Source organism: Streptomyces sp. NPDC025793, assembly GCF_055558375.1.
The window spans coordinates 1-23,910 of sequence record NZ_JBVHMR010000060.1 but is presented as its reverse complement, the minus strand read 5'-3'; the positions used below and the strand labels follow the sequence as shown (position 1 = coordinate 23,910).

21 protein-coding genes and 1 pseudogene are annotated in these 23,910 nt (G+C 72.6%); 13 read left to right on the top strand and 9 right to left on the bottom strand.

The window, feature by feature from the left end:
* Nucleotides 1-51: 51 nt before the first annotated feature.
* Nucleotides 52-987 (top strand): alpha/beta fold hydrolase, encoded by a 936-nt coding sequence (locus ACZ4MF_RS44290; RefSeq protein ID WP_467499474.1) that lies wholly within the window; start codon nt 52-54, stop codon nt 985-987.
* Between the two features lie 15 nt (nt 988-1,002).
* On the opposite strand, the gene ACZ4MF_RS44285 is transcribed toward ACZ4MF_RS44290, so the two are convergent.
* Together ACZ4MF_RS44285 and ACZ4MF_RS44280 are read right to left on the bottom strand one after the other, a co-directional pair.
* Nucleotides 1,003-1,884 (bottom strand): IS5 family transposase, encoded by an 882-nt coding sequence (locus ACZ4MF_RS44285; protein ID WP_467499472.1) that lies wholly within the window; start codon nt 1,882-1,884, stop codon nt 1,003-1,005.
* A gap of 118 nt (nt 1,885-2,002) precedes the next feature.
* The gene (locus ACZ4MF_RS44280; protein WP_467499470.1) at nt 2,003-2,971 is read right to left on the bottom strand and encodes a helix-turn-helix domain-containing protein; all 969 of its coding nucleotides are present in this window, start codon (nt 2,969-2,971) and stop codon (nt 2,003-2,005) included.
* Nucleotides 2,972-3,220: 249 nt separating this feature from the next.
* Between ACZ4MF_RS44280 and ACZ4MF_RS44275 the strand changes: the two genes are divergently transcribed.
* The 12 genes from ACZ4MF_RS44275 (at nt 3,221) to ACZ4MF_RS44220 (ending at nt 16,346) form a co-directional block, all read left to right on the top strand.
* Nucleotides 3,221-3,982, top strand: coding sequence for a G1 family glutamic endopeptidase (locus ACZ4MF_RS44275; RefSeq protein ID WP_376295429.1), 762 nt, complete (start codon nt 3,221-3,223; stop codon nt 3,980-3,982).
* Nucleotides 3,983-4,231: 249 nt separating this feature from the next.
* A complete protein-coding gene (locus ACZ4MF_RS44270) occupies nt 4,232-4,483 on the top strand; it encodes a hypothetical protein (RefSeq protein ID WP_467499467.1) in 252 nt (83 codons plus the stop codon).
* Nucleotides 4,483-6,789: a heavy metal translocating P-type ATPase gene (locus tag ACZ4MF_RS44265; protein ID WP_467499465.1), complete on the top strand. Its 2,307-nt coding sequence runs from the start codon at nt 4,483-4,485 to the stop codon at nt 6,787-6,789. The genes ACZ4MF_RS44270 and ACZ4MF_RS44265 overlap by 1 nt, the downstream gene beginning before the upstream one ends.
* The gene (locus ACZ4MF_RS44260; protein WP_467499463.1) at nt 6,777-7,325 is read left to right on the top strand and encodes a copper chaperone PCu(A)C; all 549 of its coding nucleotides are present in this window, start codon (nt 6,777-6,779) and stop codon (nt 7,323-7,325) included. The genes ACZ4MF_RS44265 and ACZ4MF_RS44260 overlap by 13 nt, the downstream gene beginning before the upstream one ends.
* Before the next feature lie 159 nt (nt 7,326-7,484).
* Nucleotides 7,485-8,168 (top strand): hypothetical protein, encoded by a 684-nt coding sequence (locus ACZ4MF_RS44255; RefSeq protein ID WP_467499461.1) that lies wholly within the window; start codon nt 7,485-7,487, stop codon nt 8,166-8,168.
* A gap of 174 nt (nt 8,169-8,342) precedes the next feature.
* Entirely contained in the window at nt 8,343-9,065 is a 723-nt protein-coding gene (locus ACZ4MF_RS44250; RefSeq protein WP_467499459.1) for a sigma-70 family RNA polymerase sigma factor, read from the top strand.
* 148 nt (nt 9,066-9,213) lie between these two features.
* Nucleotides 9,214-10,290 carry an ABC transporter substrate-binding protein gene (locus ACZ4MF_RS44245; RefSeq protein WP_467499456.1) on the top strand — a complete coding sequence of 359 codons (1,077 nt, stop codon included), beginning with the start codon at nt 9,214-9,216 and terminating at the stop codon, nt 10,288-10,290.
* Between the two features lie 2 nt (nt 10,291-10,292).
* Nucleotides 10,293-11,363: a FecCD family ABC transporter permease gene (locus ACZ4MF_RS44240; protein WP_467499454.1), complete on the top strand. Its 1,071-nt coding sequence runs from the start codon at nt 10,293-10,295 to the stop codon at nt 11,361-11,363.
* A complete protein-coding gene (locus tag ACZ4MF_RS44235) occupies nt 11,360-12,172 on the top strand; it encodes an ABC transporter ATP-binding protein (RefSeq protein ID WP_467499452.1) in 813 nt (270 codons plus the stop codon). The genes ACZ4MF_RS44240 and ACZ4MF_RS44235 overlap by 4 nt, the downstream gene beginning before the upstream one ends.
* Nucleotides 12,173-12,237: 65 nt before the next feature.
* On the top strand, nt 12,238-14,064 hold the full coding sequence (asnB, locus tag ACZ4MF_RS44230; protein WP_467499450.1) for an asparagine synthase (glutamine-hydrolyzing): 1,827 nt from the start codon (nt 12,238-12,240) through the stop codon (nt 14,062-14,064).
* Between the two features lie 9 nt (nt 14,065-14,073).
* Complete coding sequence (locus tag ACZ4MF_RS44225) at nt 14,074-15,321, top strand: cytochrome P450 family protein (RefSeq protein ID WP_467499448.1); 1,248 nt, start codon at nt 14,074-14,076, stop codon at nt 15,319-15,321.
* An 86-nt stretch (nt 15,322-15,407) separates the two neighbouring features.
* Nucleotides 15,408-16,346, top strand: coding sequence for an L-tyrosine/L-tryptophan isonitrile synthase family protein (locus ACZ4MF_RS44220; RefSeq protein ID WP_467499446.1), 939 nt, complete (start codon nt 15,408-15,410; stop codon nt 16,344-16,346).
* Between the two features lie 41 nt (nt 16,347-16,387).
* Here the strand turns inward: ACZ4MF_RS44220 and ACZ4MF_RS44215 are convergent, their stop codons facing one another.
* The 7 genes and pseudogenes from ACZ4MF_RS44215 to ACZ4MF_RS44185 form a co-directional block, all read right to left on the bottom strand.
* Nucleotides 16,388-17,869: a hydrogenase large subunit gene (locus ACZ4MF_RS44215; RefSeq protein WP_467499444.1), complete on the bottom strand. Its 1,482-nt coding sequence runs from the start codon at nt 17,867-17,869 to the stop codon at nt 16,388-16,390.
* Nucleotides 17,870-17,873: 4 nt separating this feature from the next.
* Nucleotides 17,874-19,466, bottom strand: a complete 1,593-nt coding sequence (locus tag ACZ4MF_RS44210) for a proton-conducting transporter transmembrane domain-containing protein (protein ID WP_467499442.1) — start codon at nt 19,464-19,466, stop codon at nt 17,874-17,876.
* Nucleotides 19,466-20,143, bottom strand: a complete 678-nt coding sequence (locus ACZ4MF_RS44205; protein WP_467499440.1) for a hypothetical protein — start codon at nt 20,141-20,143, stop codon at nt 19,466-19,468. The genes ACZ4MF_RS44210 and ACZ4MF_RS44205 overlap by 1 nt, the downstream gene beginning before the upstream one ends.
* A complete protein-coding gene (locus ACZ4MF_RS44200; protein WP_467499438.1) occupies nt 20,140-21,096 on the bottom strand; it encodes a respiratory chain complex I subunit 1 family protein in 957 nt (318 codons plus the stop codon). Before ACZ4MF_RS44200 ends, ACZ4MF_RS44205 begins: the two co-directional genes overlap by 4 nt.
* Entirely contained in the window at nt 21,096-23,129 is a 2,034-nt protein-coding gene (locus tag ACZ4MF_RS44195) for a proton-conducting transporter transmembrane domain-containing protein (protein WP_467499436.1), read from the bottom strand. The genes ACZ4MF_RS44200 and ACZ4MF_RS44195 overlap by 1 nt, the downstream gene beginning before the upstream one ends.
* Nucleotides 23,126-23,608 carry an NADH-quinone oxidoreductase subunit B family protein gene (locus ACZ4MF_RS44190; RefSeq protein WP_467499434.1) on the bottom strand — a complete coding sequence of 161 codons (483 nt, stop codon included), beginning with the start codon at nt 23,606-23,608 and terminating at the stop codon, nt 23,126-23,128. The genes ACZ4MF_RS44195 and ACZ4MF_RS44190 overlap by 4 nt, the downstream gene beginning before the upstream one ends.
* A 205-nt stretch (nt 23,609-23,813) precedes the next feature.
* Nucleotides 23,814-23,910 (bottom strand): annotated as a pseudogene (locus ACZ4MF_RS44185) (transcriptional regulator); the annotation flags it as partial.

Genomic DNA, 23,910 nt, shown 5'->3' with positions numbered 1-23,910 from the left:
CACGTTTATGGTACGTTCGTATCACAAAGATCGACTGCCCAGGAGGTGGCCGTGCCCGAGCCCACAACAGCCCGTTCCCAGCCCGATGTCGGCCGCTTTGTCAGCGACGCTTGGCGCGATCGCTACTTCGCGGCCTGCGACGCGGTCTACGCGCTGGGCGTGCCCGCGTCCGCGGAGCGGGACGTGGAGACGTCCTTCGGGACCACGCACGTCTACCGCTACGACCCCGAGGATCCGGCCGCCCGGGAGCGCACCCCCGTCGTCCTCGTCCACGGAGCCGGCTCCTGCTCGGCCATGTGGTACCCGAACACTCCCGCCCTCAGCGCCGAGCGGCCCGTCTACGCCATCGACACCCCGGGCGACCCCGGCCGCAGCGTGCAGCGCGCGCCCATCCACGAGCCCGAGCGTGCCGCGCAGTGGCTGGACGAGACACTCGCCGGCCTCGGACTCGACCGTGTGCACCTCCTCGGCTCGTCGTACGGCGGCTGGCTCGTCCTGAACCAGGCGTACCGCGCGCCGGAACGCCTCGCCTCGGTCACGCTGCTCGACCCCGGGGGCCTGGAGAAGGTGGGACTGCGCTTCTTCGTGTGGATCTTCGCCAGTCTGTTCGCCACCTTCGCCCCCAAGGCGCTGCGGCCACGGCTTGCATCCTGGCTGGAACAACCCGTCCTCGTCGTCCCGGAACTGCGCACCATGATCCGCACCGGCGTCCGCGCCTACCGCATCCGCCGGCCCGTGCCGCAGCCCCTCACCGACGCCGAACTGGGGGGCATCCGCACACGGTTGTATTTGGTGCTCGGCAGGCGCAGCCTCCTGGTGCACCCCGACCGGCAGGTCGAACGCGTGCCCAGGCTGATCCCCGGCGCAAGGGCCGAGATCATCTCCCGGACCGGCCATGGCCCGCAGATCGACCACGCGGAGCTGACCAACCGGAAGATGCTCGACTTCATGAACGCCGCCGACCTCGGCCTGCCGACATCGCGCTGAGGACCGTCCCGCGGGTCACGCGCGAAGCCAAAGCCCGACCGCGGCTACAGTCACGGTGCCGTGAAAGACGTAGGCCCGCTTGTCAAAGCGGGTTGCTACGGCCCGGAAGCTCTTGAGCTGATTGATTGTCCGCTCGACCTCGTTCCTGCGGGCGTAGCGTGAACGGTCGAAGCTGGTGGGTCGACCTCCTCGGCTGCCGCGGTTCTGGCGGTGGGTCCGCTGGTCGCGGCGCTCGGGAATGGTGTGTTTGATGTGCCGGCGCCGCAGGTAACGGCGGTTGCGGCGGGGGCTGTACGCTTTGTCGCCACTCAGATGGTCCGGCCGGGTGCGCGGGTGCCCGCCTGCCGGGCGGGGGACGCGGATTCGGTCCAGGATCGGGATCAAATGTGGGGCGTCGCCCCACTGACCGGGCGTGACCAGCAGTGCCAGAGGCCGCAACCCGCCTTCACCAGCCAGGTGGATCTTTGTACTCAGCCCGCCGCGTGAACGGCCGAGGGCTTCATCGGGGCGATGCTGGGCGGGCTGGGTGCGCTTACCGGGTTTCCGTGGTGCCTGCTTGCGTGCGCCGGCAGCGTGCTGGTGGGCGCGGCACACGGTGGAGTCCACACTCGCCATGGACCAGTCGATGCGGCCCTCCGTATCGGCATCGGCCTGGACGGCCCGCAGAATTCTGTCCCATGTGCCGTCCGCTGACCACCTGCGATGCCTGTCATGAACTGTCTTCCACTTCCCGAACCGCGTCGGCAGATCCCGCCACGGGATGCCGGTCCGCTGACGGAACAGGATCCCGTTGATCACCCGACGGTGGTTCTTCCAACGCCCTCCGCGTTCAACGTTCTTCGGCAAGTGGGGCCCCAGACGGGCCCATTCCTCATTCGACAGATCACCCCGCCCCATACTGGACGGAACGATCGCAATGCAAGGCAGTCACCTGGACCCACCGGACAGACTCTAGGCCCTGTCGTCACATTCCCGTCGTCCGCCCGCACGGCAGGCGGGAATCTGACGACAGGGCCTAGAGCAGTCCGGCCCGGGCCGCCTGGATGCCCGCCTGGAAGCGGGTCCGCGCCCCGAGGTCGTCCATCACCTCGTGCACCCACCGCTGGACGGTGCGCGGTGAAACGCCCAACTGGCGGGCGATGCTGTCGTCGGTGAACCCTGCCGACAGCAGCGTCAGCAGTTCCCCCCGGCGGTTCCCCGCGCGGAGCGCCGGGCCGCCGGCGTCCGGCACCCGTACCGCCCGATGCCAGTACGCCTCGAACATCCCGGTCAGCGCGTCCAGCAGGGACGAGGCGCGGACCAGCAGCGCGGCCTGCGACTCGGAGCCGGTGGCCACCGGCAGCATCGCCCAGCGGTCGTCCACCATGGCCAGCTTGCAGGGGAGTTCGGGCAGTATCCGCGCCTCCTCCCCGGCCCCCACCACCTCACGGATCTCGGCCAGTCGGCCGGGGGCGCTGACCGAGCCGGCCTCGTACACCGCGCGGATCCGCACTCTGCGGGCCAGCAGGGAGCGCTCCAGCTCGGTGTCGGTGGGGGAGATGTGCGGGGGTTTGTCGAACAGCAGGAGATGACGTCGTGCACCGTCCTGCATCTGCCGCCAGCGCTCGGCGATGGCGGCCTGTCCGGTGACCACCTCCACCAGATCGGCACTCTGCGGTGGCTGGGCCCTCCGGTAGGCCCGCATCAACTCGCCCACCCGGCCGCGGGTGCGCAGCAGTTCCTCCTCCCGGCGCAGCAGCAGCGCCTCGACGGCGACGTCGGGCGCCGTGGCCGACCAGCGGACCGGGACGCCGTCGTGCCGGGTGACCAGGCCCTGTCGGGCGAGCGAGGCCAGCAGCCGTTCGGCGCGGTCCGCCGTGATGCCTGACTCGGTGGCGAGATCGGCTGTCGTACAGTGCGCAGATGCGAGGACACGAAGATAGGTGTTCTGTTCCGCTTCAGGAATGCCGAGGCCTTCGAGCAGACCACCCGAAGCCGCGCGCATGGGCGCCGGCGGCTGGGCTCCGCCTGACACAGTGTGGAAACCGGCTGGGAACACCCTGACCGCCCTTCGGCTCCGGGTGGCGAGGCTCGACGAGCGGTACTCGCCACCCGACCATTGTGTCATGTTCTCGCCATGGCGGGTTCCGGTTGGCGCCTGGCTCTTGAGGGTTCACGCAGGCCACACCCACGATGAACCCCGGTCTGACAGGCCCCCGATCATCGACTCCATCCCCCACAGGAGACCGGTTACATGGGCACGTACACAGAAACCAGACGCAGTCGTTTCACCGGCCGAGCGGCAGCCGCGGGGCTGCTCCTCGCCGCCGTCGCTCTCGTCCCGGCATGTGCCGGAACGTCAGCGGCCGCCACCGGTACGGGTTTCGGCCCGCTCGACGGAGGATTCCAGGACAGCAACTGGGGCGGATACGTCGCCACCGGCAGCTTCGGCACCATCAGCGGCTCCTGGACCGAACCGCACGTCACGTGCAACAGCACCAACGACCTGTTCGCCCCCTGGGTCGGCCTGGACGGCTACGGTTCGCAGACGGTGGAGCAGACCGGCGTACAGACCGACTGCTCCAGCGGGTCGCCGGTCCTCTCCGCCTGGTACGAGATGTACCCTGCCGCCCCGGTGTACTGGAACAACCCGGTCTCCGAAGGCGACAGCATCACCGCCTCAGTGGTCTCCAAAGGCGGCGGCAGCTACACGCTGACCCTCACCGACAACACCAAGGGCTGGACCGAACACGTCACCAAGAACCTCGGCGCCGGCAACGCCAGCGCCGAAGCGGTCATCGAATCCCCCACCCAGAGCTATCCGTCCTTCAGCAAGCTGGACTTCTCGGGTGTGACGGTGGACGGCAAGTCGTTCGACGCGACGAATCCCCAGGCCTTCACCAGCGGCGGCTATGCACCGGGACCGCTGTCCGGCGGCTCCTTCTCCATGACGCCGAGCGGCACCGTCCGTGCGCCGCACACGCCCGCCCAACGGCCGCCGGTCATTCGCTACTGACGGCCGGTCCGCGCTGACGCGGAAACCGTAAGGGGCGCCCGGACCGCACGGTCCGGGCGCCCACGGTCGGTCGGCGGGGCTTCTCCCCTTCTCCTGCGGTGCGCTGCGCGGGACGTACGGATCTGACCGCTCGCCGCGTGATCTGCGCCACCTCTCCGCTCCGGAACTCGGTTGTCGGCCGGTCCGACACATGAAGCGGTACGGCTCGATCCGGCCGACGCCGTACGACGTGATCTGGAGACGCGGTTGATGCACGAGTCGAGGCAATCCTCTTCCCCCTCTTTCTCCGGCACGGGTGCGGTGGCGCGGAGGTCCGCGCCTCCGCCTGCCCTGTGCGGGTTTCTGCTCCTGCTGGTGCTGATCTTCGCGGCGTCGTACGCCGTCGGCGCCGGTGCGGGGCCTGTCGCCCCCGGCATGCACGGGACCGTCACGAGCCGGGGTGGCGACGGTGGTGGCGGTGGAGCGGACGACATGGGCGGCATGCACGGGGGAGGGCACTGATGGGCGCTGAAGCCGGTGCGGAGGCCGGTACGGAAGCCGTGGTCACCCTGATGACAACGGATCTGACCGTCGGCGGCATGACCTGCGCGGCCTGCGTGCGGCGGGTCGAGAAGAAACTCGGCAGGCTGGACGGGGTCACGGCGACCGTCAATCTGGCCACCGGGCGGGCCCGGGTGAGCCATCCGCGTCAGATCGCGCCCGAGGAACTCGTCGCGGCGGTGGAGAAGGCCGGGTACACGGCCGCCCTGCCCCGACCGCCCGAGGATCACGGGGGCGAGGAGGGCCACGAGGGCGACGGGGACGACGAGGACGTGGACGCCCGCCGGGAGAAGAACCGGCTTCTCGTCACCGCGCTGCTCGCTGTGCCGGTGCTCGTGCTGTCGATGGTGCCCGCGCTCCAGTTCCGCGACTGGCAGTGGCTGTGCTTCGCGCTTGCCGCGCCGGTCGCCGTGTGGGGTGCCTGGCCGTTCCACGCCCGTGCCCTGCGGGGGCTGCGGCACTCGGCCGCGACCATGGACACCCTGGTGTCGCTGGGCGTGGTGGCGTCGTTCGCCTGGTCCGCGTACGCGCTGTTCCTCGGGGGCGCCGGGGAGCCCGGCATGCGGATGCCGTTCACGCTCGTGCCGTCGGCCTCGGACGGCACCGCGCACCTCTACCTCGAAGCCGCCGTCGGCGTACCGCTGTTCGTGTCGGCCGGCCGGTTCCTGGAGAGGCGGGCCCGGCGCGGTACCGGGGCCGCGCTGCGGTCGCTCGCCCAACTCGCCGTCAAGGAGGTCGCGATACGGGACGGTGGCTCCGAACGGCTGGTGCCGATCGAGGAGTTGTCGTCCGGGCAGGTCTTCGTCGTACGGCCCGGAGAGCGGGTGGCCACGGACGGTGAGGTCGTGGAGGGCAGTTCGGCGGTGGACCTGTCCCTGGTGACCGGGGAGAGCGAGCCGGTCGAGATCGGGCCGGGCTCGGCCGTCGTCGGCGGGGCCGTCAATGCCGGTGGCATGGTGCTCGTGCGGGCCACGGCGGTCGGGGCGGACACCCGGCTCGCACGCATCGGCCGACTCGTGACCGAGGCGCAGGCCGGCAAGGCGCGGGCACAGCGGCTGGCCGACGCGGCGGCCGGAGTCTTCGTGCCGGTCGTGCTGGCCTTGGCCGTAACGGCGCTCGGGTTCTGGCTCGGGGCCGGGGCGGATCCGCAGGCCGCGGTCACCGCGTGCGTGGCCGTCCTGGTCGTGGCCTGTCCTTGCGCGCTGGGCCTGGCGACACCGACCGCGCTCATGGCCGCGACCGGGCGGGGCGCGCAGTTGGGCGTGCTCGTCAGCGGGCCGCGGGCGTTGGAGGGGCTTCAGCACATCGACACGGTGGTGCTGGACAAGACCGGTACGCTCACTTCCGGTCACATGACCGTCACCCGGGTCACGGCCGTGCCGAGTGGTCTGGGAGAGGACGAGGCGCTGAGGTTGGCCGGTGCGGTCGAGCAGGGGTCGGAGCATCCGCTGGGCCGGGCCGTCACGGCGTACGCCCGACGTGCGGTGCCCGATCAGCCGTTGCCGGAGGTGAGCGAGTTCGACGCCATGGCCGGGCGGGGCGTACGGGGGCGCGTCGAGGGGCGGTCGGTCGAAGTCCTCGCGCCGGACGGCGCGTTGCCCGCGGCCCTCGCGGACGCGATGCGCGAGGCCGAGGCCGCCGCCCGCACGGCCGTCCTGGTGCGCGTCGACGGCGTGGCCGGGGCGCTGATCGAGGCCGGGGACATCGTACGGTCCGGAGGCTATCGGGCCGTGGACCGGCTGCGGCGCCTCGGCGTCCGGCCGGTGCTCGCCACCGGCGACCGGGAGGCGCCCGCGCAGGCCGTGGCGTCGGGCCTGGGCATGGAGGAGGTCCACGCCCGCTGTACGCCCGAGGACAAGGCCGACCTCGTACGGGAGTTGCAGGAGCAGGGCCACGCGGTCGCGGTCATCGGCGACGGCGTGAACGACGCCGCCGCGCTCGCCCGCGCCGATCTGGGCATCGCCATGGGCAGCGGTACCGACGCGGCCATCGGAGCGGCCGACGTGACCCTTGTACGCGGGGACGTCGACGCGCTGGCGGACGCGGTCCGGCTGGCCCGGCGCACCTTGGGCACGATCCGGGTGAACCTGCTCTGGGCCTTCGGCTACAACGTCGTCACCGTTCCGCTCGCCATGGTCGGACTGCTCGATCCCATGCTCGCCGCGGCCGCCATGTCGGTCAGCTCGCTGCTGGTCGTCGGCAACAGCCTGCGGCTGCGCACCTGGCAGCCCTCTCCCGTCCGGAGGCGTACCCGATGGACCCGATGACCTCGCCGGCCTCGACGACCGAGCAGAACCCCTGGCGGCCGTCGCGGCGCCGCCTCACCGACTCCCTGCTGGCCGCACTCGCGCCCGTGGCGGCATGCGGGCTCGCCCTGGGCGGCCTGACGACGTGGGTCGGCGCGGGGAAGGCGGGCAGCCCGGCGCGGATCTCCGTCGCCTCCGGCCGGGTCCTGCTGCCCTACGGCAACAGCACGGAGACCGCGGCGTTCTTCGACGTCTCCAACCGGGGCGGGGCCGACGACCGGCTGATCAGGGTGACGTCGCCGGCCGTCAGCGGCGGGATCGCCCTCAGCCGGCACCGCATGACCGGCGGCACGTCGGCCTACCGGACCGAGGCGGACTTGGCCACCGTCCCGGCGGGCGGGAAGTTGTCCATGTCGCCGGTGGGTGTCGACGTGACCCTGCGTGCCGGGGTGGGCTGGCAGGCGGGCGACCTGGTGCCGTTCGTGCTCCACTTCGAACGCGGCACGCCGGTCCGTACGCTCGCGGTGGTGGTCCGCCCCGGGGGCCGCCTCTCGTGAGCCCCGGTGCGGCTTCTTGGGGAGAAGTCGGGCGGGACTGCCATCGAGTTCCAGCACATCCTCGTGACCCGCGTCATGGCATCGGAGTCGAGCGGGGTGGCGGGTGGATGTCCGTACCCCTGCGTGACGGCCCGGACCTGGATGCGAGGATGAAGCGCCATGACAGCAGGGTGGTGTGCTCGCGCGATACGGGCCGCGGTGTTCGCGGCCGTCTGCGTGCTGCTCGCCGCCCTGGGCCACGTCCTGATGTCCGGCATCGATGTGCCCGGGTGGGCGCTTGCTGCCGGGCTGGGCGTGACGGGCGCCGCGGGCTGGTGCCTGGCGGGGCGTGAGCGCGGGCCGGTGCTGATCGTGACGGTCGTGGTCGCCGCCCAGACCGTGCTGCACGAGGCGTTCTCCTGGGCCCAGTCGGTGTCCGGCGGTTCTGGCGCCATGGACACGGGCACCGGAGTGGACTCGATGGACATGGGCCCCGTGGACATGGGCTCGATGCACGCGATGCCGATGGGCCACATGGGCATGGGCCCCATGGATCGCATGGGCAGCATGGGGCATTCCATGGGCGGCGGGTCCTCGTCGTTCGGCATGTTCGCCGCGCACCTGCTGGCCGCGCTGCTGTGCGGCCTGTGGCTGGCGCACGGCGAGAAGGCCGCCTTCCGGATCCTGCGTGCGGCGGCCGGACGGCTGGCGGCGCCCCTGCGGCTGCTGCTCGCCCTGCCCGTACCCCCGGACCGCCCGCGTGTCCACCGACGCCGCCGCCGTGCGGACCGGGCGCCGCGCCTTCTCCTTCTCGTTCACGCGATCACCTCTCGGGGCCCGCCTGTGGGAACCGCTGTCGCCTGAGGACAGCTGACGTACCGGGGCTGCCGCATGACGGCGCCTCGGGCCACGGTCGTACGACCGCGCGGGCACCGTAGTGCCCCGGCGGCGTAGGCCGACTCCCCACTTCACCGGACCGCACGCGCTCATGCGCGCCCTGGTCCGGATCACGGTCGACCCGAGAAGGACACCCAGGTGATGACCCCTGCCCTGCCCACCTCCGCTCTGCCCACCTCGCGCGCCACGAGCGACGGAACGAACGGCGCACGCAACGGTGGAACGAGCGGCGCACGCAACGGTGGAACGAGCGGCGCACGCAACGGTGGAACGAGCGGCGAACGGAACGGTGGAACGGCGCCGCTCGACGACGCGATCACCGCATGGGCGCTGGCCGCGCGAGGCGGCGACCCGGCCGCGGTCGAGCGGTTCGTGACCGCCCTGCACCGCGACGTCCAGCGCTACGTCGCCCATCTGTGCGGCGACCCCCAGGCCGTGGACGATCTCGCACAGGACACGTTCCTGCGGGCGCTCGGCAGTCTCCACCGGTTCGAGGGGCGTTCCTCGGCCCGCTCCTGGCTGCTGTCCATCGCCCGGCGCGCGGTGATCGACAGCTACCGGTACGCCGCTGCCCGGCCGCGCCCGTCCGACGTCCCCGACTGGCAACTGGCCGTCGAGCTGGCCCAGCCGCGCGACCTGCCCGGCTTCGACGACGGCATCGCGCTGCTGGATCTGCTGACCGCACTGCCCGAGGACCGCCGTGAGGCGTTCGTCCTCACGCAGTTGCTCGGTCTGCCCTACGCGGAGGCCGCCGAGGTCAGCGACTGCCCCATCGGCACGGTCCGCTCCCGTGTGGCCCGGGCCCGCGCGACACTCACCGCGCTGCTGGACGCGGCGGAACGGCCCGCCGTGCTGGCGGCCTGAGCGCCGCGGGGGTGTCGATGCCGGGGCAGGAGCGGCGCCGGCACCCCCGTGCCGCCGACTGTCCGGGAACTCGCGCGGCGTTCGCTCCGACTTCTGGACGGGGCGAAGGAGGTTCGCCCGCGTACCGAGTGGATCCGGGAGTTGTTCGATGCGTTCTCGACTGTGGGGCTGTGCGGCGGCCGTCGTGCTCAGCGGCCTGATGGCGGCCGGCTGCGGCGGCGAGAAGGAAAACGCCGGAAGCGGGAGCGCGGGGACGGCCCCCGACTCCGTCTCGGGCGGCCACCCCGTGTCCGTCACCGACTGCACGGGCGCCCGGACCACGTTCTCCGCCGCCCCGCAGCGGATCGTCACCAGCAACGCCTCCGGTCTGGAGCTGCTGCTCCGCCTCGGCGCCGGCGACAAGGTGATCGGTACCGGCTTCCCGCGCGGCAAGGGCACGCTGCCCGGACCGCTCGACGCGCAGGCGCGGAAGGTGAAGGTGCTGAGCCGGTCCGTGATCCCCAAGGAGCAACTGCTCGGCTCCGGAGCCGACCTGTACATCGACACCTTCGCCGCCATGGGCGGCATGGGCGGCGGGACGGCGGACACGCCGACGCCGGAGGAGTTCGAGGCGGCCGGGATCAAGCACCTCTACCTGAAGTCCACCGCCTGCGCCGCCCGGGGCAAGGGCCCGGTGACCGACCTGTCCGCCGTCGAGGCCGACATCACCTCCCTCGGCGCGGTCACCGGCACGAGCGGGCGGGCGAAGGACATCGTCGCCGAGATGAGGGAGAAGCTGGCCGCCGTCCGCAAGGCGATCGGCGGCACGCCGCAGGGCAAGCGGCCGACATACTTCTTCTTCGACTACGACGCCGGCACCAGGCAGCCCACCGTCACCTGCAACCGCCAGCTCGCCAACGCCGTGATCACCCTGGCCGGTGCCCGCAACGCCTTCGCCGACTGCGACGGCGACTACCGACAGGTCGGCTGGGAGGACGTGATCGCGAAGAACCCGGACTGGATCCAGCTCGGGGTCCGCGACCGGGGCAGCGCGGCGGCGAACAGGAAGGCGTTCGACGCGGCCGAGCAGTGGCTGAGGTCAAATCCGGCCACCAAGGGGCTGAAGGCGGTTGAACAGGGCCACCTGCTGCGCATCGGTTCGGAACGGACCACCATCGCCGGTGTCGAGAACGCCGACACGGTTCAGGCGATCGCCAAGGCCCTCCGCCCGGGCAAGGTCGGCTGATCATGCCCTCCACACCGGTGTGCCGGAAAGGCGCGCCTCCACAAGGCCGCAGCCTGCCCGCAGGACCGCTGGCGGTGGTCCTCGCACTGGCGCTGACGGCCGCGCTGACCGCCGCCGTCGCCTGGGGCTCGACGTCCGTCCCGCCCGTCGAGGTGTGGGGCGTCGTGTGGCGCAGACTGTCCGGTGGGGCCCCGCGCCCCGGCACGGACGACCTGATCGTCTGGCAACTGCGCGTCCCCCGCGCCCTGCTCGCCGCCCTCGTCGGCGCCGGGCTCGGGCTCGTCGGCACGGCCGTGCAGGCCCTGGTGCGCAACCCGCTGGCAGATCCGTACCTGCTGGGCATCTCCAACGGCGCCTCGCTCGGCGCGGTCGCCGCGATCGTGCTGGGGGCCGGCGCGGGCGGGACGCTGGGCCTGGGCCTGTCCGGCGCGGCCTTCGCCGGGGCGCTGGCCACCTTCGCGCTGGTGTGGGCGGTGGCCCGCAGAGGCGGGGACTTCGGCCCCCTGCGGCTGGTGCTGGCCGGGGTCGCGATCGGCCAGTTCCTGTCCGGCCTCACCAGCTGGCTGGTGCTGCGGGCCGGGGACGAGCAGCAGACGCACAGCGTGCTGTTCTGGCTCATGGGCAGCCTCGGTGGCGCGACCTGGCAGCTGCTGGCGGTACCCGCCGTCGCCGTACCCGCCGCGCTCCTGTGGCTCCAGGCGCGCGCCCGCGCTCTCAACGCCCTGCTGATGGGCGACGAGACGGCCGCCGGACTCGGCGTCGACGTCACCCGACTGCGCCGCGAACTGTTCACCGTCACCAGCGTGCTGACCGGCGTCCTCGTCGCGGTCTCGGGCGCGATCGCCTTCGTCGCCCTGATGGTGCCGCACGTCTGCCGCCTGGTCGTCGGCGGCGACCACCGCCGCCTGCTGCCGGTCTCGGCCCTCTTCGGCGCGGTGCTCCTGGTCGTGGTCGACACCGTCTGCCGTACGGCCATGGACACGCAGGAGCTGCCGGTGGGCGTGGTCACCTCGCTGCTCGGGGCTCCGGCCCTGCTGTATCTGCTGGACCGGCGCCTGGGGAGCGGAAGTTGAGGATCGACATCGAGGACCTGTACGTCGCCTACGCCGGCCGCACGGTCGTCGCGGGCGCGCACCTGATCGCGGCCGAGGGCGAGATCACCGGCCTCGTCGGCCCGAACGGCAGCGGCAAGTCCACCCTCCTGCGCACCGTCTACCGGCACCTGAAGCCCACCGCCGGACGCGTGCTCCTGGCCGGGACCGACCTCCGCGAGCTGACTCCGACCCGGTCGGCGCGGCACGTGGCGGTCCTGCCGCAGGAGCGGGGGAGCGACTTCGAGTTGAGTGTCCGCGAGGTCGTCGCCATGGGCCGCACTCCCTACAAGCGAGCGTTCGCGGGGGACGACGCCACCGACCGGGACATCGTCACGAGGGCCCTGGCCGACGTCGGCATGGAGGAGGCGGCCGGACGCCGCTTCACGGCCCTGTCCGGCGGCGAGCGCCAACGCGTCCTGCTGGCACGGTCGTTCGCACAGAACCCGGACGTCCTGGTCCTCGACGAGCCGACCAACCACCTCGACGTCCGCCACCAGGTGGACCTGCTCGGCCTGCTGCGCACGCGGCGCCGTACGACCCTCGTCTCGCTGCACGACCTCAATGCCGCCGCCTCCGTCTGCGACCGTCTGCACGTCCTGCACGCCGGCTCGGTCGTCGCCTCCGGCCCGCCACGAGAGGTGCTCACACCCACGCTGATGGCGGAGGTGTTCGGGGTGCGGGCGGCGGTCGTCGACCATCCCCTCACCGGTGACCCGCTGATCGCCTTCGACCACCGGGTGCGAGCGGCTGCGCCCCGCTTCGTGGCGGGTCCCGGAACGCACGGGTGATCCTCCCCGACAAGCCCCGAGCCCTCGACCCAGAGTCCGCTTCCCCCAGCGAAGGAGTCGTCCGCATGTGCGGAATCACCGGCTGGGTGTCCTTCCACCAGGACGCCCGTACCCAGGCCCCGGTCATCGAGGCCATGACCGCCACCCTGACCCGCCGCGGCCCCGATGCCGCGGGCTGCTGGCTCGGCGAACGCGCCGCGATCGGCCACCGCCGCCTCGCCGTCATCGACCTCGACGGCGGGGCACAGCCGATGACCGACCGGCCCGAGCAGCCGGACATCGTGCTCAGCTACAGCGGCGAGGTCTACAACCACCACGCGCTGCGGACCGAACTGCGCGCCCGAGGGCACACCTTCCGCACCCGCAGCGACACCGAGGTGGTGCTGCGGGCCTACGCCGAGTGGGGCGAGGGCGTCGCCGGCCGTCTGGACGGCATGTTCGCCTTCGCGATCTGGGACGAGCGCGCCCAGCGGCTGCTCCTGGTCCGCGACCGGCTCGGCGTCAAACCCCTGTTCTGGGCGGCCGTCGACGGAGGCCTCGCCTTCGCCTCCGAGCCCAAGGCCCTGTTCGCCCACCCCGAGGTGCGGCCCCGGATGGACGCCGACGGGCTGCGGGAGGCGTACAGCCTGCTGTTCAACACCGGGCCGACGCTGTGGTCCGGAGTACGGGAGGTCGAGCCCGGCGGCCTGCTCGTCCTGGACCGGGACGGCATCCGGGAGCACCGCTACTGGCAGCTGGAGGCACGCGCTCACGACGACGGCAGGGAAGCGACGGTGGAGCGGATCCGCGAGCTGGTCGGCTCAGCGGCCCGCGCCCAGCTGGAGGCCGACGTCCCGCTGTGCAGCCTGCTGTCCGGCGGCCTCGACTCCACCGTCCTGACCGCCCTGCTCGCCGACGAACTCCGCCTGCGCGAAGGCCGGGACGCGCGCATCCGCTCCCACGCCGTCGACTACAGCGACCAGGCGGAGCGGTTCACCGGCGACATCCTGCGCACCGGCCACGACACCCCGTACGCCACCGAGGCCGGTGCCCACCTCGGCACGGACCACAGCACGGTCGTCCTCGACCCGCGCACCCTCCTCGACCCCGAGCACCGCAAGGCCGTCGTCGTGGCCCGTGACTCGCCGGTCGGCGTCGGCGACATGGACACCTCCCTCTATCTCCTCTTCGGCGAGATACGCCGGCACTCCACGGTCGCCCTGTCCGGCGAGGCAGCCGACGAGGTCTTCGGCGGCTACCCCTGGTTCCACAACCCGCACGCGCTCGCCGCGCCGACCTTCCCCTGGCTGCTGGTCACCGGCGACGAGGCCGCCATGCCGCTCAACCCCGAACTCGACCTGCGCATCGACGAGTTCCGCGACGACACGTACGCGAGCGCCCTGGCCGCCGTACCGCATGCCGACGGCGAGACGCCCGCCGAGCACCGTCAGCGCGAGCTGCAGCACCTGTCACTGACCCGCTGGCTGCGCCAACTCCTGCACCGCAAAGACCGGTTGAGTATGGCGCAGGGGCTGGAGGTGCGTGTGCCCTACTGCGACCACCACCTGGTCGAGTACGCCTTCTCCGTGCCCTGGGCGCTGAAGAGTTTCGACGGCCGGGAGAAGAGCCTCCTGCGCGCCGTCGGCACCGGGCTCGCCCCGGACTCGGTCCTGCACCGCCCCAAGAACCACTACCCGGCCACCCACCACCCGGACTACAACCGGGGCCTGCAGCAGCTGGCCCGTGACGCGCTCGCCACCGAACAGGTGCGCACCCTCGCCGACGAGACCCGTCTCAAACCCTGCCTCGACACCCCGCCCGGCCAACTGGAGTGGGGCCACCGGCTGCGCCTCGAACGCGTCGTCGACCTCGCCCTGTGGCTGGACCACTACCGGCCCGAACTCGCCCTCTGAGGAGCACCGTTGACCCATCGCAAAGCCCACGAACCCGTGCCCGACCCGGTCCCGCTCACCGGCCGCCCCTACAAGAGCGACCCGTACCCGCTCTACGCGCGCATGCGCGAGGCCGGCCCCGTCCACCCCGTGCTCTTTCCCAGCGGCGTACAGGCATGGCTCGTCACCGGCTACGATGCCGCCCACGCCACGCTGAACGACGACCGCCTCGGCAAGAACCACGACCGTGGCAACGACCGCTGGCGGGCCCGTGCCTCGATCATGCCCGAGCCGCAGCACTCCCGGCTCCAGGTCCACCTGCTCCACCAGGACCCGCCGAAGCACACGCACATGCGGCGCCTGGTCACCGACGCGTTCACCCCACGCCGCATCGAGAGCCTGCGCCCCCGCTTCCAGGAACTGGCCGACGCGCTGATCGACGCCCTGCCGCAGCACGGCCCCGCCGACCTCGTCAGCGGCTTCGCCGCCCGCTTCCCCTTCCAGGTCCTGGCCGAGGTCATCGGCCTCCCACAGGGCCTCGCGGCCCGCTTCGACCGCGACTGGGGCAAGGTCGTCCAACCGGTCGGTCCCACCGACCCCGGCCGGCCTCGCTACGAGGCACGCCTGAACGGCCTCCAGGGCTACATCGCCGACGTCGTCGCCCACAAGCGCGAACGCCGGGAGGACGACCTGCTCAGCCGCCTCGTCGTGGCCCGCGACCGACGCGAACTGTCCCAGGAGGAACTGGACTCGATGATCTTCCAGCTCCTCGTCGCGGGCCAGGAGCCGGTCACCAACCAGATCACCACGGCCCTGATCGCCCTCTTCCGCCATCCGGCCGCACTGTCCCGCCTGCGCGACGACCACGCTCTGCTGCCCCGCGCGGTGGAGGAACTCCTGCGTTACGACAGCGCCTTCGAGCTGACGACCTGGCGCTTCTTCGACCAGGACAGCGACCTGCACGGCACGCGCGTACCCGGCGGCGACTCGGTGATCGTCTCCCTGTGCGCCGCCAACCGCGACCCGCGCCGCTTCCCCGACCCGGACACCCTGGACCTCGACCGCTCGCCCAACCCCCACCTCGCCTTCGGCCACGGCAGCCATTTCTGCCCGGGAGCCGCCCTGGCCCGCGCCGAACTCCAGATCGCACTCGGCACCCTGCTCGCCCGTCTCCCCGGCCTCCACCCGGCCATCGGGGACGAGGACATCGAGTGGATCCCCGCAGTCCTCGGCCGGGGCACCAACCAACTGCCCGTCGGATACGACCGACGCCTCTGACCTCTCCCGGTCTCCGGCCACCCACGGCGCCCGGCCTCCCGCCGCGGCGCCCTGTCCACATGCCCTCACACCCCAGGACCAACGACATGCCCCTGACGACCGCCCCGGGCACCCTCTCCACCGCCATCGGCACCGCGATCCTCGGCGTGCTCCTGCCCCACCACCGCACGACCTGCCACGCTCCCGCCCCCACCACCGCGGAAGCCTTCCCCCATCAGCTGCGCCGTATCGCGGGCTTCGTGCGCTCCGGCGCCCCCGTCGTCTTCACCCTGCCCGGATTCCCCTGCAAGTCGCCCAACCCCGCCAAGGTTCTCGGCCACCTCCCCGACCAGGGAGAACGCCTGTCCCTCGGCTTCCTCGACGCCCTGTGCGCACGGATCCAGGAGATCTACCCACCCGGCGCCCACGTGGTCCTCTGCTCCGACGGTCACGTCTTCGGCGACCTCATCGGCGTCCCCGACGACCACATCGACGCCTACGCCGACGAACTGCGCACGCAGCTGGTCCGACTGGGCCTGACCAGACTCTCCGTCTTCGACCTGCGCGACGCGTTCGCCACCGTCCCGCCCGCCTGGAGACGCGCCCACGTCCACGACCGCTACGCCCCGACCGTCGACGCACTCCGGGTGGAGCTCCGCTCCGACGAGCACGCCCTCGCCCTCTACCGGGGCATCACCCGCTTCCTCGTCGAGGACACCGCCGACTGGACCGGCACCAGCTCCGCTCTCCAACGCGTCTGCCGGCAACGCGCCTACGGTGTCATCCAGCGCAGCCGTGCCTGGGGCGACCTGATCGCCGAGCACCACCCGCACGCCGTACGCCTGTCCATCCACCCCCAGCCCGTCGGCGCCGCCAAGTTCGGCATCCGCCTCCTGGACACCCCCGACGCGTGGACCACCCCGTGGCACTCGGCCGCCCTCCGCCGCACCGACGGCACCTGGACCCTCATGCCCCGGGCCAGGGCCGCCCGACTGGGCCGACTGGTCCAACGGGAGGGCAGAGCCAGCCACTTCGAGCAGAACTGACCGGCCGGAGCGCCCGTGTCACCGCCGAAGGCAGGTCCTCTTCAGAGGTCGTTGCCCGCGTAGGAGAGGTTGAAGCTCTTGTTCGTCAGCGGGAAGTCGGGGACGATCGTGTCGGCCAACGCGACGGGCAGGGCGGGCCAGTTGAAGAAGGAGGGGTCGACCGGTTTGACCCGGGTCAGAGTGCCGTCGGCCGCGAGTTCCACGCGCGTGGCGATGGTGCCGCGCCAGCCCTCCACGAGCCCCACACCGTCACCGGCCTGGTCACCGGGCACGGGGGAGAGCCCCACGACGGTGCGCGCGGCGGTGAGGCCGTCGGCCAGGTGCCGGACCAGGGCGAGGGACGTGTCGATCTCCTCGGCGCGCACGAGGAAGCGGGCCAGGACGTCGCCGTCGGTGTGGACGGGGACGTCCAGGCGTGCGCCGCAGTCGGTGAAGGGGTGCGCGGCGCGGGCGTCGTGGGCGAGGCCGCTGGCGCGGGCGACGTAGCCGAGGCAGCCGATCTCCCGGGCGGCCCGGGTCTTCAGGACGGCGGTGCCGGTGAAGCGGTCGCGCACGGTCGAGTGGCCGAGGGCGAGGTCGGTGATCTCGCGGATGTCCTCGCCGATCGTCCGCAGGGCCCGCGGGTCGGGGACGGACTGGAGGACGGCCCCGCCGGGCACGACGCCGCCGCGCAGCAGCCGGTGGCCGGTGGTCCGCCGGTTCAGGCGCAGGAGCTGTTCGCGGACGCGCTGGGCGTGGGCGTTCAGGATGCCGTGACCGACGTCGTTGCAGAGCATCCCGAGATCGGCGACGTGGTTGTGGATCCGCTCCAGCTCCAGCAGCATCGCGCGGGCCCGCTGGGCCTCGGCGGGTACGACGGTGCCCGTGGCCTCCTCGACGGCCAGGCAGTAGGCCAGGGCGTGGCCGACCGCGGTGTCGCCGCTGACGCGTTCGGCCAGCGGCAGACCTGCGGAGATCGTGCGGCCCTGGAAGAGCTTCTCGATGCCCTTGTGAACGAACCACAGGCGGGCCTTGAGCCGCAGGATGGTCTCGCCGACGACGGAGAAGCGGAAGTGGCCCGGCTCGATGAGCCCGGCGTGGACCGGTCCGACGGGGATCTCGTAGACGCCGTCGCCCTCGACCTCCAGGAAGGGGTAGGGGCCCTCCTGCTCGCCGAAGGGCGGCGGCGGGCCGGCGTCGGGGTGCATCGGATACCAGCCGCGGGGCCAGTGGAAGTGCCGTACCAGGCGGTGGGGCAGCGGGTGGTCCTGCGGGACGATGCCGAACAGGTCGCGCATCTCGCGTTCGAACCGGCCTGCCGGGAAGGAGAGATGGGCCAGCGTCGGCACTGCGGGACGGTCGGGGTCGAGGCGGACGTGCAGTTCGGTGCGGGTGTCCGGTGGCCCCGCCGCGAACAGGTACACCACCCGGATGCCGCGTTCGTCGTGATGGGCGGCGACCAGGGCGAGGCGGTGCCCGCCGGTCAGCAGCTCCTCAGCCCTTCGGGGCAGTTCGACGAGGCTGATCTCGTGCGTGGTGCGCATCGGGTCAGTGGCCTCCGATCGCCTGGGCGGCGGCGTGCAGCAGGTCGGTGAGCGGGCCGGTGGCGGTGCCCAGCGCGGCGCAGGCCACCAAACCCAGGACCAGCGGCCACACGCCCGGCCCGCCCGAGCCGGCGGGGGGAGCCGTCGCGGGGCCGAACAGCATCCGCGCGCTACGGGCGGCGAGTGCGGCGAAGGCGGTGAGCACCAGGAGCAGGGCCGCCGCCGTCACCCAGGCCAGCCCGGACCCGGCGGCGAAACCGGCCCGGGCGATGCCGAGTTCGGAGGCGAACAGGCTGAACGGCGGGAAGGCCATCAATGCCACCACCGCGAACCCGAACACCCCGCCCAGGGACGGCGCCTGGGCGAGCAGCCCGCGGACCCGGCCGATCCTGGTGGTGCCGGTCAGCTGCAGGATGCGGCCCGAGGCGCAGAAGGCCGCCGACTTGGCCAGCCCGTGACCGGCGATGTGCAGCAGCACGGCCGCCAGGGCCGGCGGGCCGCCGATCGCCGCGCCGAGGGCGATCAGGCTCATGTGCTCCATGCTGGAGTAGGCCAGCATCCGCTTGTAGTCACGCTGGGCCAGCAGCAGACCGGCGGCGAGGGCGAGGGTGAGCAGGGCGATCGCGGCGAGCAGGACACGCGTGAAGTCCGTGCCCAGGGCGGCGTCGGCGATGACCCGGTATCGCAGGATCGCGGCGAAGGCGACGGACAGCAGCACCCCGGACATCAGCGCGGAGACCGGCGCGGGCGCCTGGCTGTGGGCGTCCGGCAGCCAGGCGTGCAGGGGGATCAGACCGGCCTTGGCGCCGAAGCCGAGGACGACGAGCGTGATGCCGAGCCGGGTGACCGCCGGGTCGAGCCGGTCGGCACGGGCCACGAGGGTGGGCCAGTCCAGCGCCCATGCCTCGGCGATGCCGGCCTGCCGGGCCGCGTAGTAGATCAGCACGGTACCGAGGAAGGCGAGCGCGATCCCGGCCGAGCAGATCACCACGTACTTCCAGGCCGCCTCCACCGAGGTGCGGGTGCGGCGGTGGCCGACGAGGAACGCGGTGACGATGGTGGTGGCCTCGATGGCGACCCACAGCACACCGAGGTTGGCGGTCACCACGGCCAGGCACATCGCCGCCAGGAACGCCTGCACCAGCACGTGGTAGCGCCAGACCGTGCGCTCACTCGCCCGTCCGGCCGCCCGCTCGCCCGCCAGATACGCCGGCGCCGTTCCGCACGCGATGAGCGCGACGGCCCCGACGACGAGCAGCATCCAGGCCGTCAGGGCGTCGGCCCGCAGCAGCCCGGAGTAGGCGGTTCGCGGCCCCTTGTCGAGGACTCCCGCCGCCAGCAGGCTCCCGCACAGCAGGATCGCCACGGGCGAGGCGAGCGCGGCCCAGTCCGCCGGATACCGCCGGGGGACCGGCCCGGACTCGGTTTCCCCGGCCTGCCGGACAGCCGTCTCCGCGATCGCCACGGGCTGTTCGGGCGCGCCCACCGGCGCGTGAGGTGCTCGTGTCCCGGTCAGCGCGTACGCGGTGGCGACCACCAGCGGCGCGGCGACCGGAGCGGCCAACAGCAGCGCGGCCCCTCCTGATTGATACGGCATCAGTCGTGCAGCTCCCGCAGGTCGTCGATGTCGGTCGTGCCGAACGCCTCCCGCATCCGGGTGGTGAGGATCTGCAGCACCAGCACCGCGAGCAGTACGTCGAAGGAGACCCCGAGTTCGACGATCAGGGGGACGCCGGAGGTGGCCAGGAAGGCGGTGGCGGTGATGCCGTTGTCCAGCAGCAGGAAGCCGACCACCTGGGCGAGTGCGCGTCTGCGGGTGACCAGGACGAAGAAGCCGATCAGCACGACGGCGAGGCCGACCGGCAGGGCGCGGGTGGCCGGCGTCGGGTTCAGGTCGGTCAGGGGACGGGCCACGGCGTAGGCGAGCAGGGTCAGCAGGGCCGCGGTGAGCAGGGACGCGGCGATGTTGACCAGCGGCTGGGTCTCGCGGACCTCCTCGCTCCCGCGGTCGGCGGCCAGCGCGGCCAGCGCGCGCCGGATCAGATACGGCAGTACGCCCGCCCGCAGCACCCCGACAGCGAGGCCCACGGCGGTCAGGTCCCACCGCTCCTCGTGCGCGCCGAGCAGCAGGCCGATCGCGGCCAGGGCGACGCCCTGAAGGGCGAACACGCGGACGATCGCGGCGAGTTCACGGCGCCACAGCACGAGTACGGCCGCCAGCAGGAACGCGCCGCACGCCAGATCGAGGAGCTGGGTGTACAGGCCGGCGCTCATGCGGCTCCGTTCAGGAAGTACGAGGCGGTCACCGCGAGCAGCGCCAGCAGGAAGGAACCGGCGAGCAGTTCGGGCACGCGGAACAGGCGGATCTTGGCCCAGAACACCTCGGCCGACGCCAGCACGGCCCCGAGCACCGTCACCTTCACCGCGAACAGCACCAACGCGACGAACAGGGCGGCCCAGGAGGGGCCGGTGGCGATGCCCCACGGCACGAACAGCGAGGACAGCAGTCCGAGCAGCAGCGTCAGCCGCATCTGCGCGCCGAGTTCGACCAGCGCGAGATCGGGTCCTGCGTACTCCAGCACCATCGCCTCGTGGATCATGGTCAGTTCGAGGTGGGTGGAGGGGTTGTCGACCGGGATCCGGCCGGTCTCCGCGAGTACGGCGACGGCGAGGGCGGCGACAGCCAGCAGCCCGGCCGGTGAGGCCAGTCGGGCCGGCTGGTGGATGGCGCCGGAGACGATCGCGGGAACGTTGGTCGTCCCGGCCGGTATCGACAGCGCGAACACCGACAGCAGCAGGGTCGGCTCGACCAGGGAGGCGACCGTCATCTCCCGCGAGGCGCCCATCCCGCCGAACGCGGTGCCCGTGTCCAGCCCGGCCAGAGCGAGGCCGAGCGTGCCGAGCGAGACCAGCGCCACCACCACGATCAGGTCCGCGTGCCCGCTGACCGGGGTGTCGGTGGACAGCAACGGCACCAGCGCGGCGGCCACGACGGTGGTGGCGACCAGCAGGGCGGGGGCGGCGCGGAACGCGGGTCCGGTGCCCACCGGAGTGATGGGCTCCTTGCGCAGCAGTTTGCGCGCATCCCGCCAGGGCTGGAGCACCCCGGCCCCGGCCCGGCCCTCCAGCCGGGCCCGCACCTGCCGCATCCACCCGGTCAGCAGCGGTGCCCCGACCGCCACGACCACGACCTGGCCGGCGACGGCCACGTACCCGATTGCGTTCATCACCAGCCCACCGCGAGTGCCAACAACAGGACGACCAGCCCGGCGAAGCCGTAGCCGAGATACAGGTGCACGCTGCCGCCCGCCAGCCTGCGGGCCGCCCGCCCCGTCCTGGCGAGCGCGCCCAGCACCGGCTCGTACAGCCGGTGCTCGATCCGGTCGGGCACCCGGTTCTGGAAGCGGACCCGTTCCACCAGGTACGCCGACTCCCGCACCGGGGTGACGTCCACGTCCTGCTCCGGGGCGAGCACGTCGTCGAAGACGCGTTGCAGCGGCTCGGCGAACGAGGTCGCCGTGTACGCCATGCGCGGCGTCGGCGCACCGCCCCCGCAGTCCCACAGCCGGGCGTTCGCCCGGCGCCGACGGCGACGGTAGAGCCGTGGCAGCCCGACCGCGAGCAGGATCGCGGCGGTGAGGGCGGCCACCACCCACAGCGGCGACAACGACGCGGAGATGTCCGTCAGCCGCACCTTCAGCCCGCCGCCCGTCAGTGCCCCGCTGCCCGGCAGCCCGACCGCGCCCACGGCCCGGTCGAGACTCGCGCCCAGCAGGCCCGGTACCACCGCGAGCGCCACGATCCCCGCGGCGAGCAGGCCCATCCCGGCGAGCATCGGCGGCGGCGCCTCCCGCGCGGCGGTGGCCCGCTCATCGCGCGGCCGGGCGAAGAAACCGACCCCGAGCGCCTTCACGAACACGGCCGCCGCGATCCCGGCCGACAACGCGATCAGCGCCACCGACAGGGGCAGCACGACGGCGACCGCGACACCTGGCACCTTCAGTCCGTGGATGAGGGACTGCAGCAGCAGCCACTCGCTGATGAAGCCGTTGCCCGGCGGCAGCGCCACGGCGCCGAGGGCGGCCAGCGCGAAGAACCCGGCCGTGGCGGGCATCCGGGCCCGCAGGCCGCCGAGGCGGTCCAGATCACGCAAGCCTGTGGCGCGCAGGACCGACCCGGCCGCGCAGAACAACAGGGCCTTGAACGCCGCGTGGTTGACGACGTGCAGCAGCGCCGCCGCCAGAGCCAGCGCGGCCAGCGGCTTGTCGCCGTAGTGGGCGAACAGCCCGGACGCCCCGAGCCCGATCAGGACCAGGCCCATGTTCTCGCTGGTCGAGTACGCCAGCAGCCGCTTCAGATCGGAGGCCATCGCCGCCTGGAGGATGCCGTACACGGCACTGATCCCGCCCACCGCCAGCAGCCCGAGCCACCACCACGCCGGACCGCCGCCGAGCAGATCGAGCCCGGTGCGGACCAGGCCGTACACGCCGAGGTTGACCATCGCGGCGCTCATCAACGCCGAGACGGGGCTGGGGGCTTCGGGGTGCGCCCGCGGCAGCCAGGCGTGCAGCGGGACGGCGCCCGCCTTCGAGGAGAACGCCAGCGCCACGAGGGCGAAGACGAGCCCGCGCACGGCCGGTGACATGTGGTGCGCGCCCGCCCGCAGAGCGGCGAAGGTCTCTCCACCGGCCTGCGCGGCGAACAGCGCGAACCCGGCCAGCAGCAGCACCAGCCCGAGGTGTGTCATCACCGCGTACCAGACACCGGCCTGCCGGACCGAGCCCCGTTCCCGGTGCTCGGCCAGCACCAGCGCCAGCGACCCGAGCGCCATCGACTCCCACAGCAGCAGGAACGTGGACACCGAAGCCGCCGCCGGTACGAGAACCAGGCTGAGCGCGAACAACGGCAGCACCGCCTGCGCCGTCCGCGAGCCGAGCCCGTGCGCGCCGTGCCCGGCCGCGTACCCGATGCCGTACACCGCGACCGCGGCCACGACGGCCCCCGCCACCGCCATGAACCAGCCCGCCAGCGCATCCACCGCCATATGCGCCCCGGCCAGCGGTACCAGTGCGGGGAACGTGTCCGACCATCGGCTTCCGCCCAGTGCGGCCACACCCGCCAGCGCGCCCGCCACTCCCACGGCGGCCGTCAGCACCCCGACGACGGGAACCCGTGCCCGATACGGCAGAACCAGCCCGGCCGCCGCACCCGCACCGCCAAACGCGACGGCCGTCGCGAGGGCGGCCGGGATCGCGCTCACCGGCCGGTCACCCTCCTGAGCGCCGCGAGGATCGCCTCCGGCTCGGGCGGGCACCCCGGCACCGCCAGATCCACCGGCACGACATCGCCGACCGCGCCCTCTACGCCGTACCCGCCCGCGAACTCCCCGCAGTCGATCGCGCAGTCCCCGACCGCGACGACCAGCCGGGGCTCGCCCATCGCGGCGACCGTACGGCGCAGCGGCTCGGCCATGTTCCGGGTCACCGGGCCGGTCACCAGTGCCACGTCCGCGTGCCGGGGCGAGGCCACCAGGCGTGCCCCGTACCGCTCGGCGTCGTACACCGGATTGAACGCGGCGGCGATCTCGATCTCGCAGCCGTTGCAGGACCCGGCGTCCACACAGCGCACCTGCACCGAACCGCCCAACTGCCGTGCCGTGTGCGGTACTTCGCCCCCCGGGCGTGGCGGTGCGGGCTCGGCGACCCGACCGGTGCTCCAGATCTTGCGCAACAGGCCCATTGAACCTCTCCCGGCTGGTGATGGCGGGCTTCCGCAGGTGACCAACCAGGCGACCAGCGGCTGGAGTTACGACGCTTTCCCGGTGTTTTGCCTACTTTCATCAGGCTTTGCCGCTTGCTGTACGGTCCTGGACCGGGCCGGAACGGTTTCGTGTGCCGGTTGACGGTGCCGTCGAGAGTGACCGCCGCCGGTCAGGGCGCCGTCGTCACGACGGCGGTTTCCCTTCCGGCTGGGCCGCCTGTAGATCGGCGAGCAGCTCGGCCTGCCCCGCCAGCACGCCGGACAGGATGGACCGGGCCACC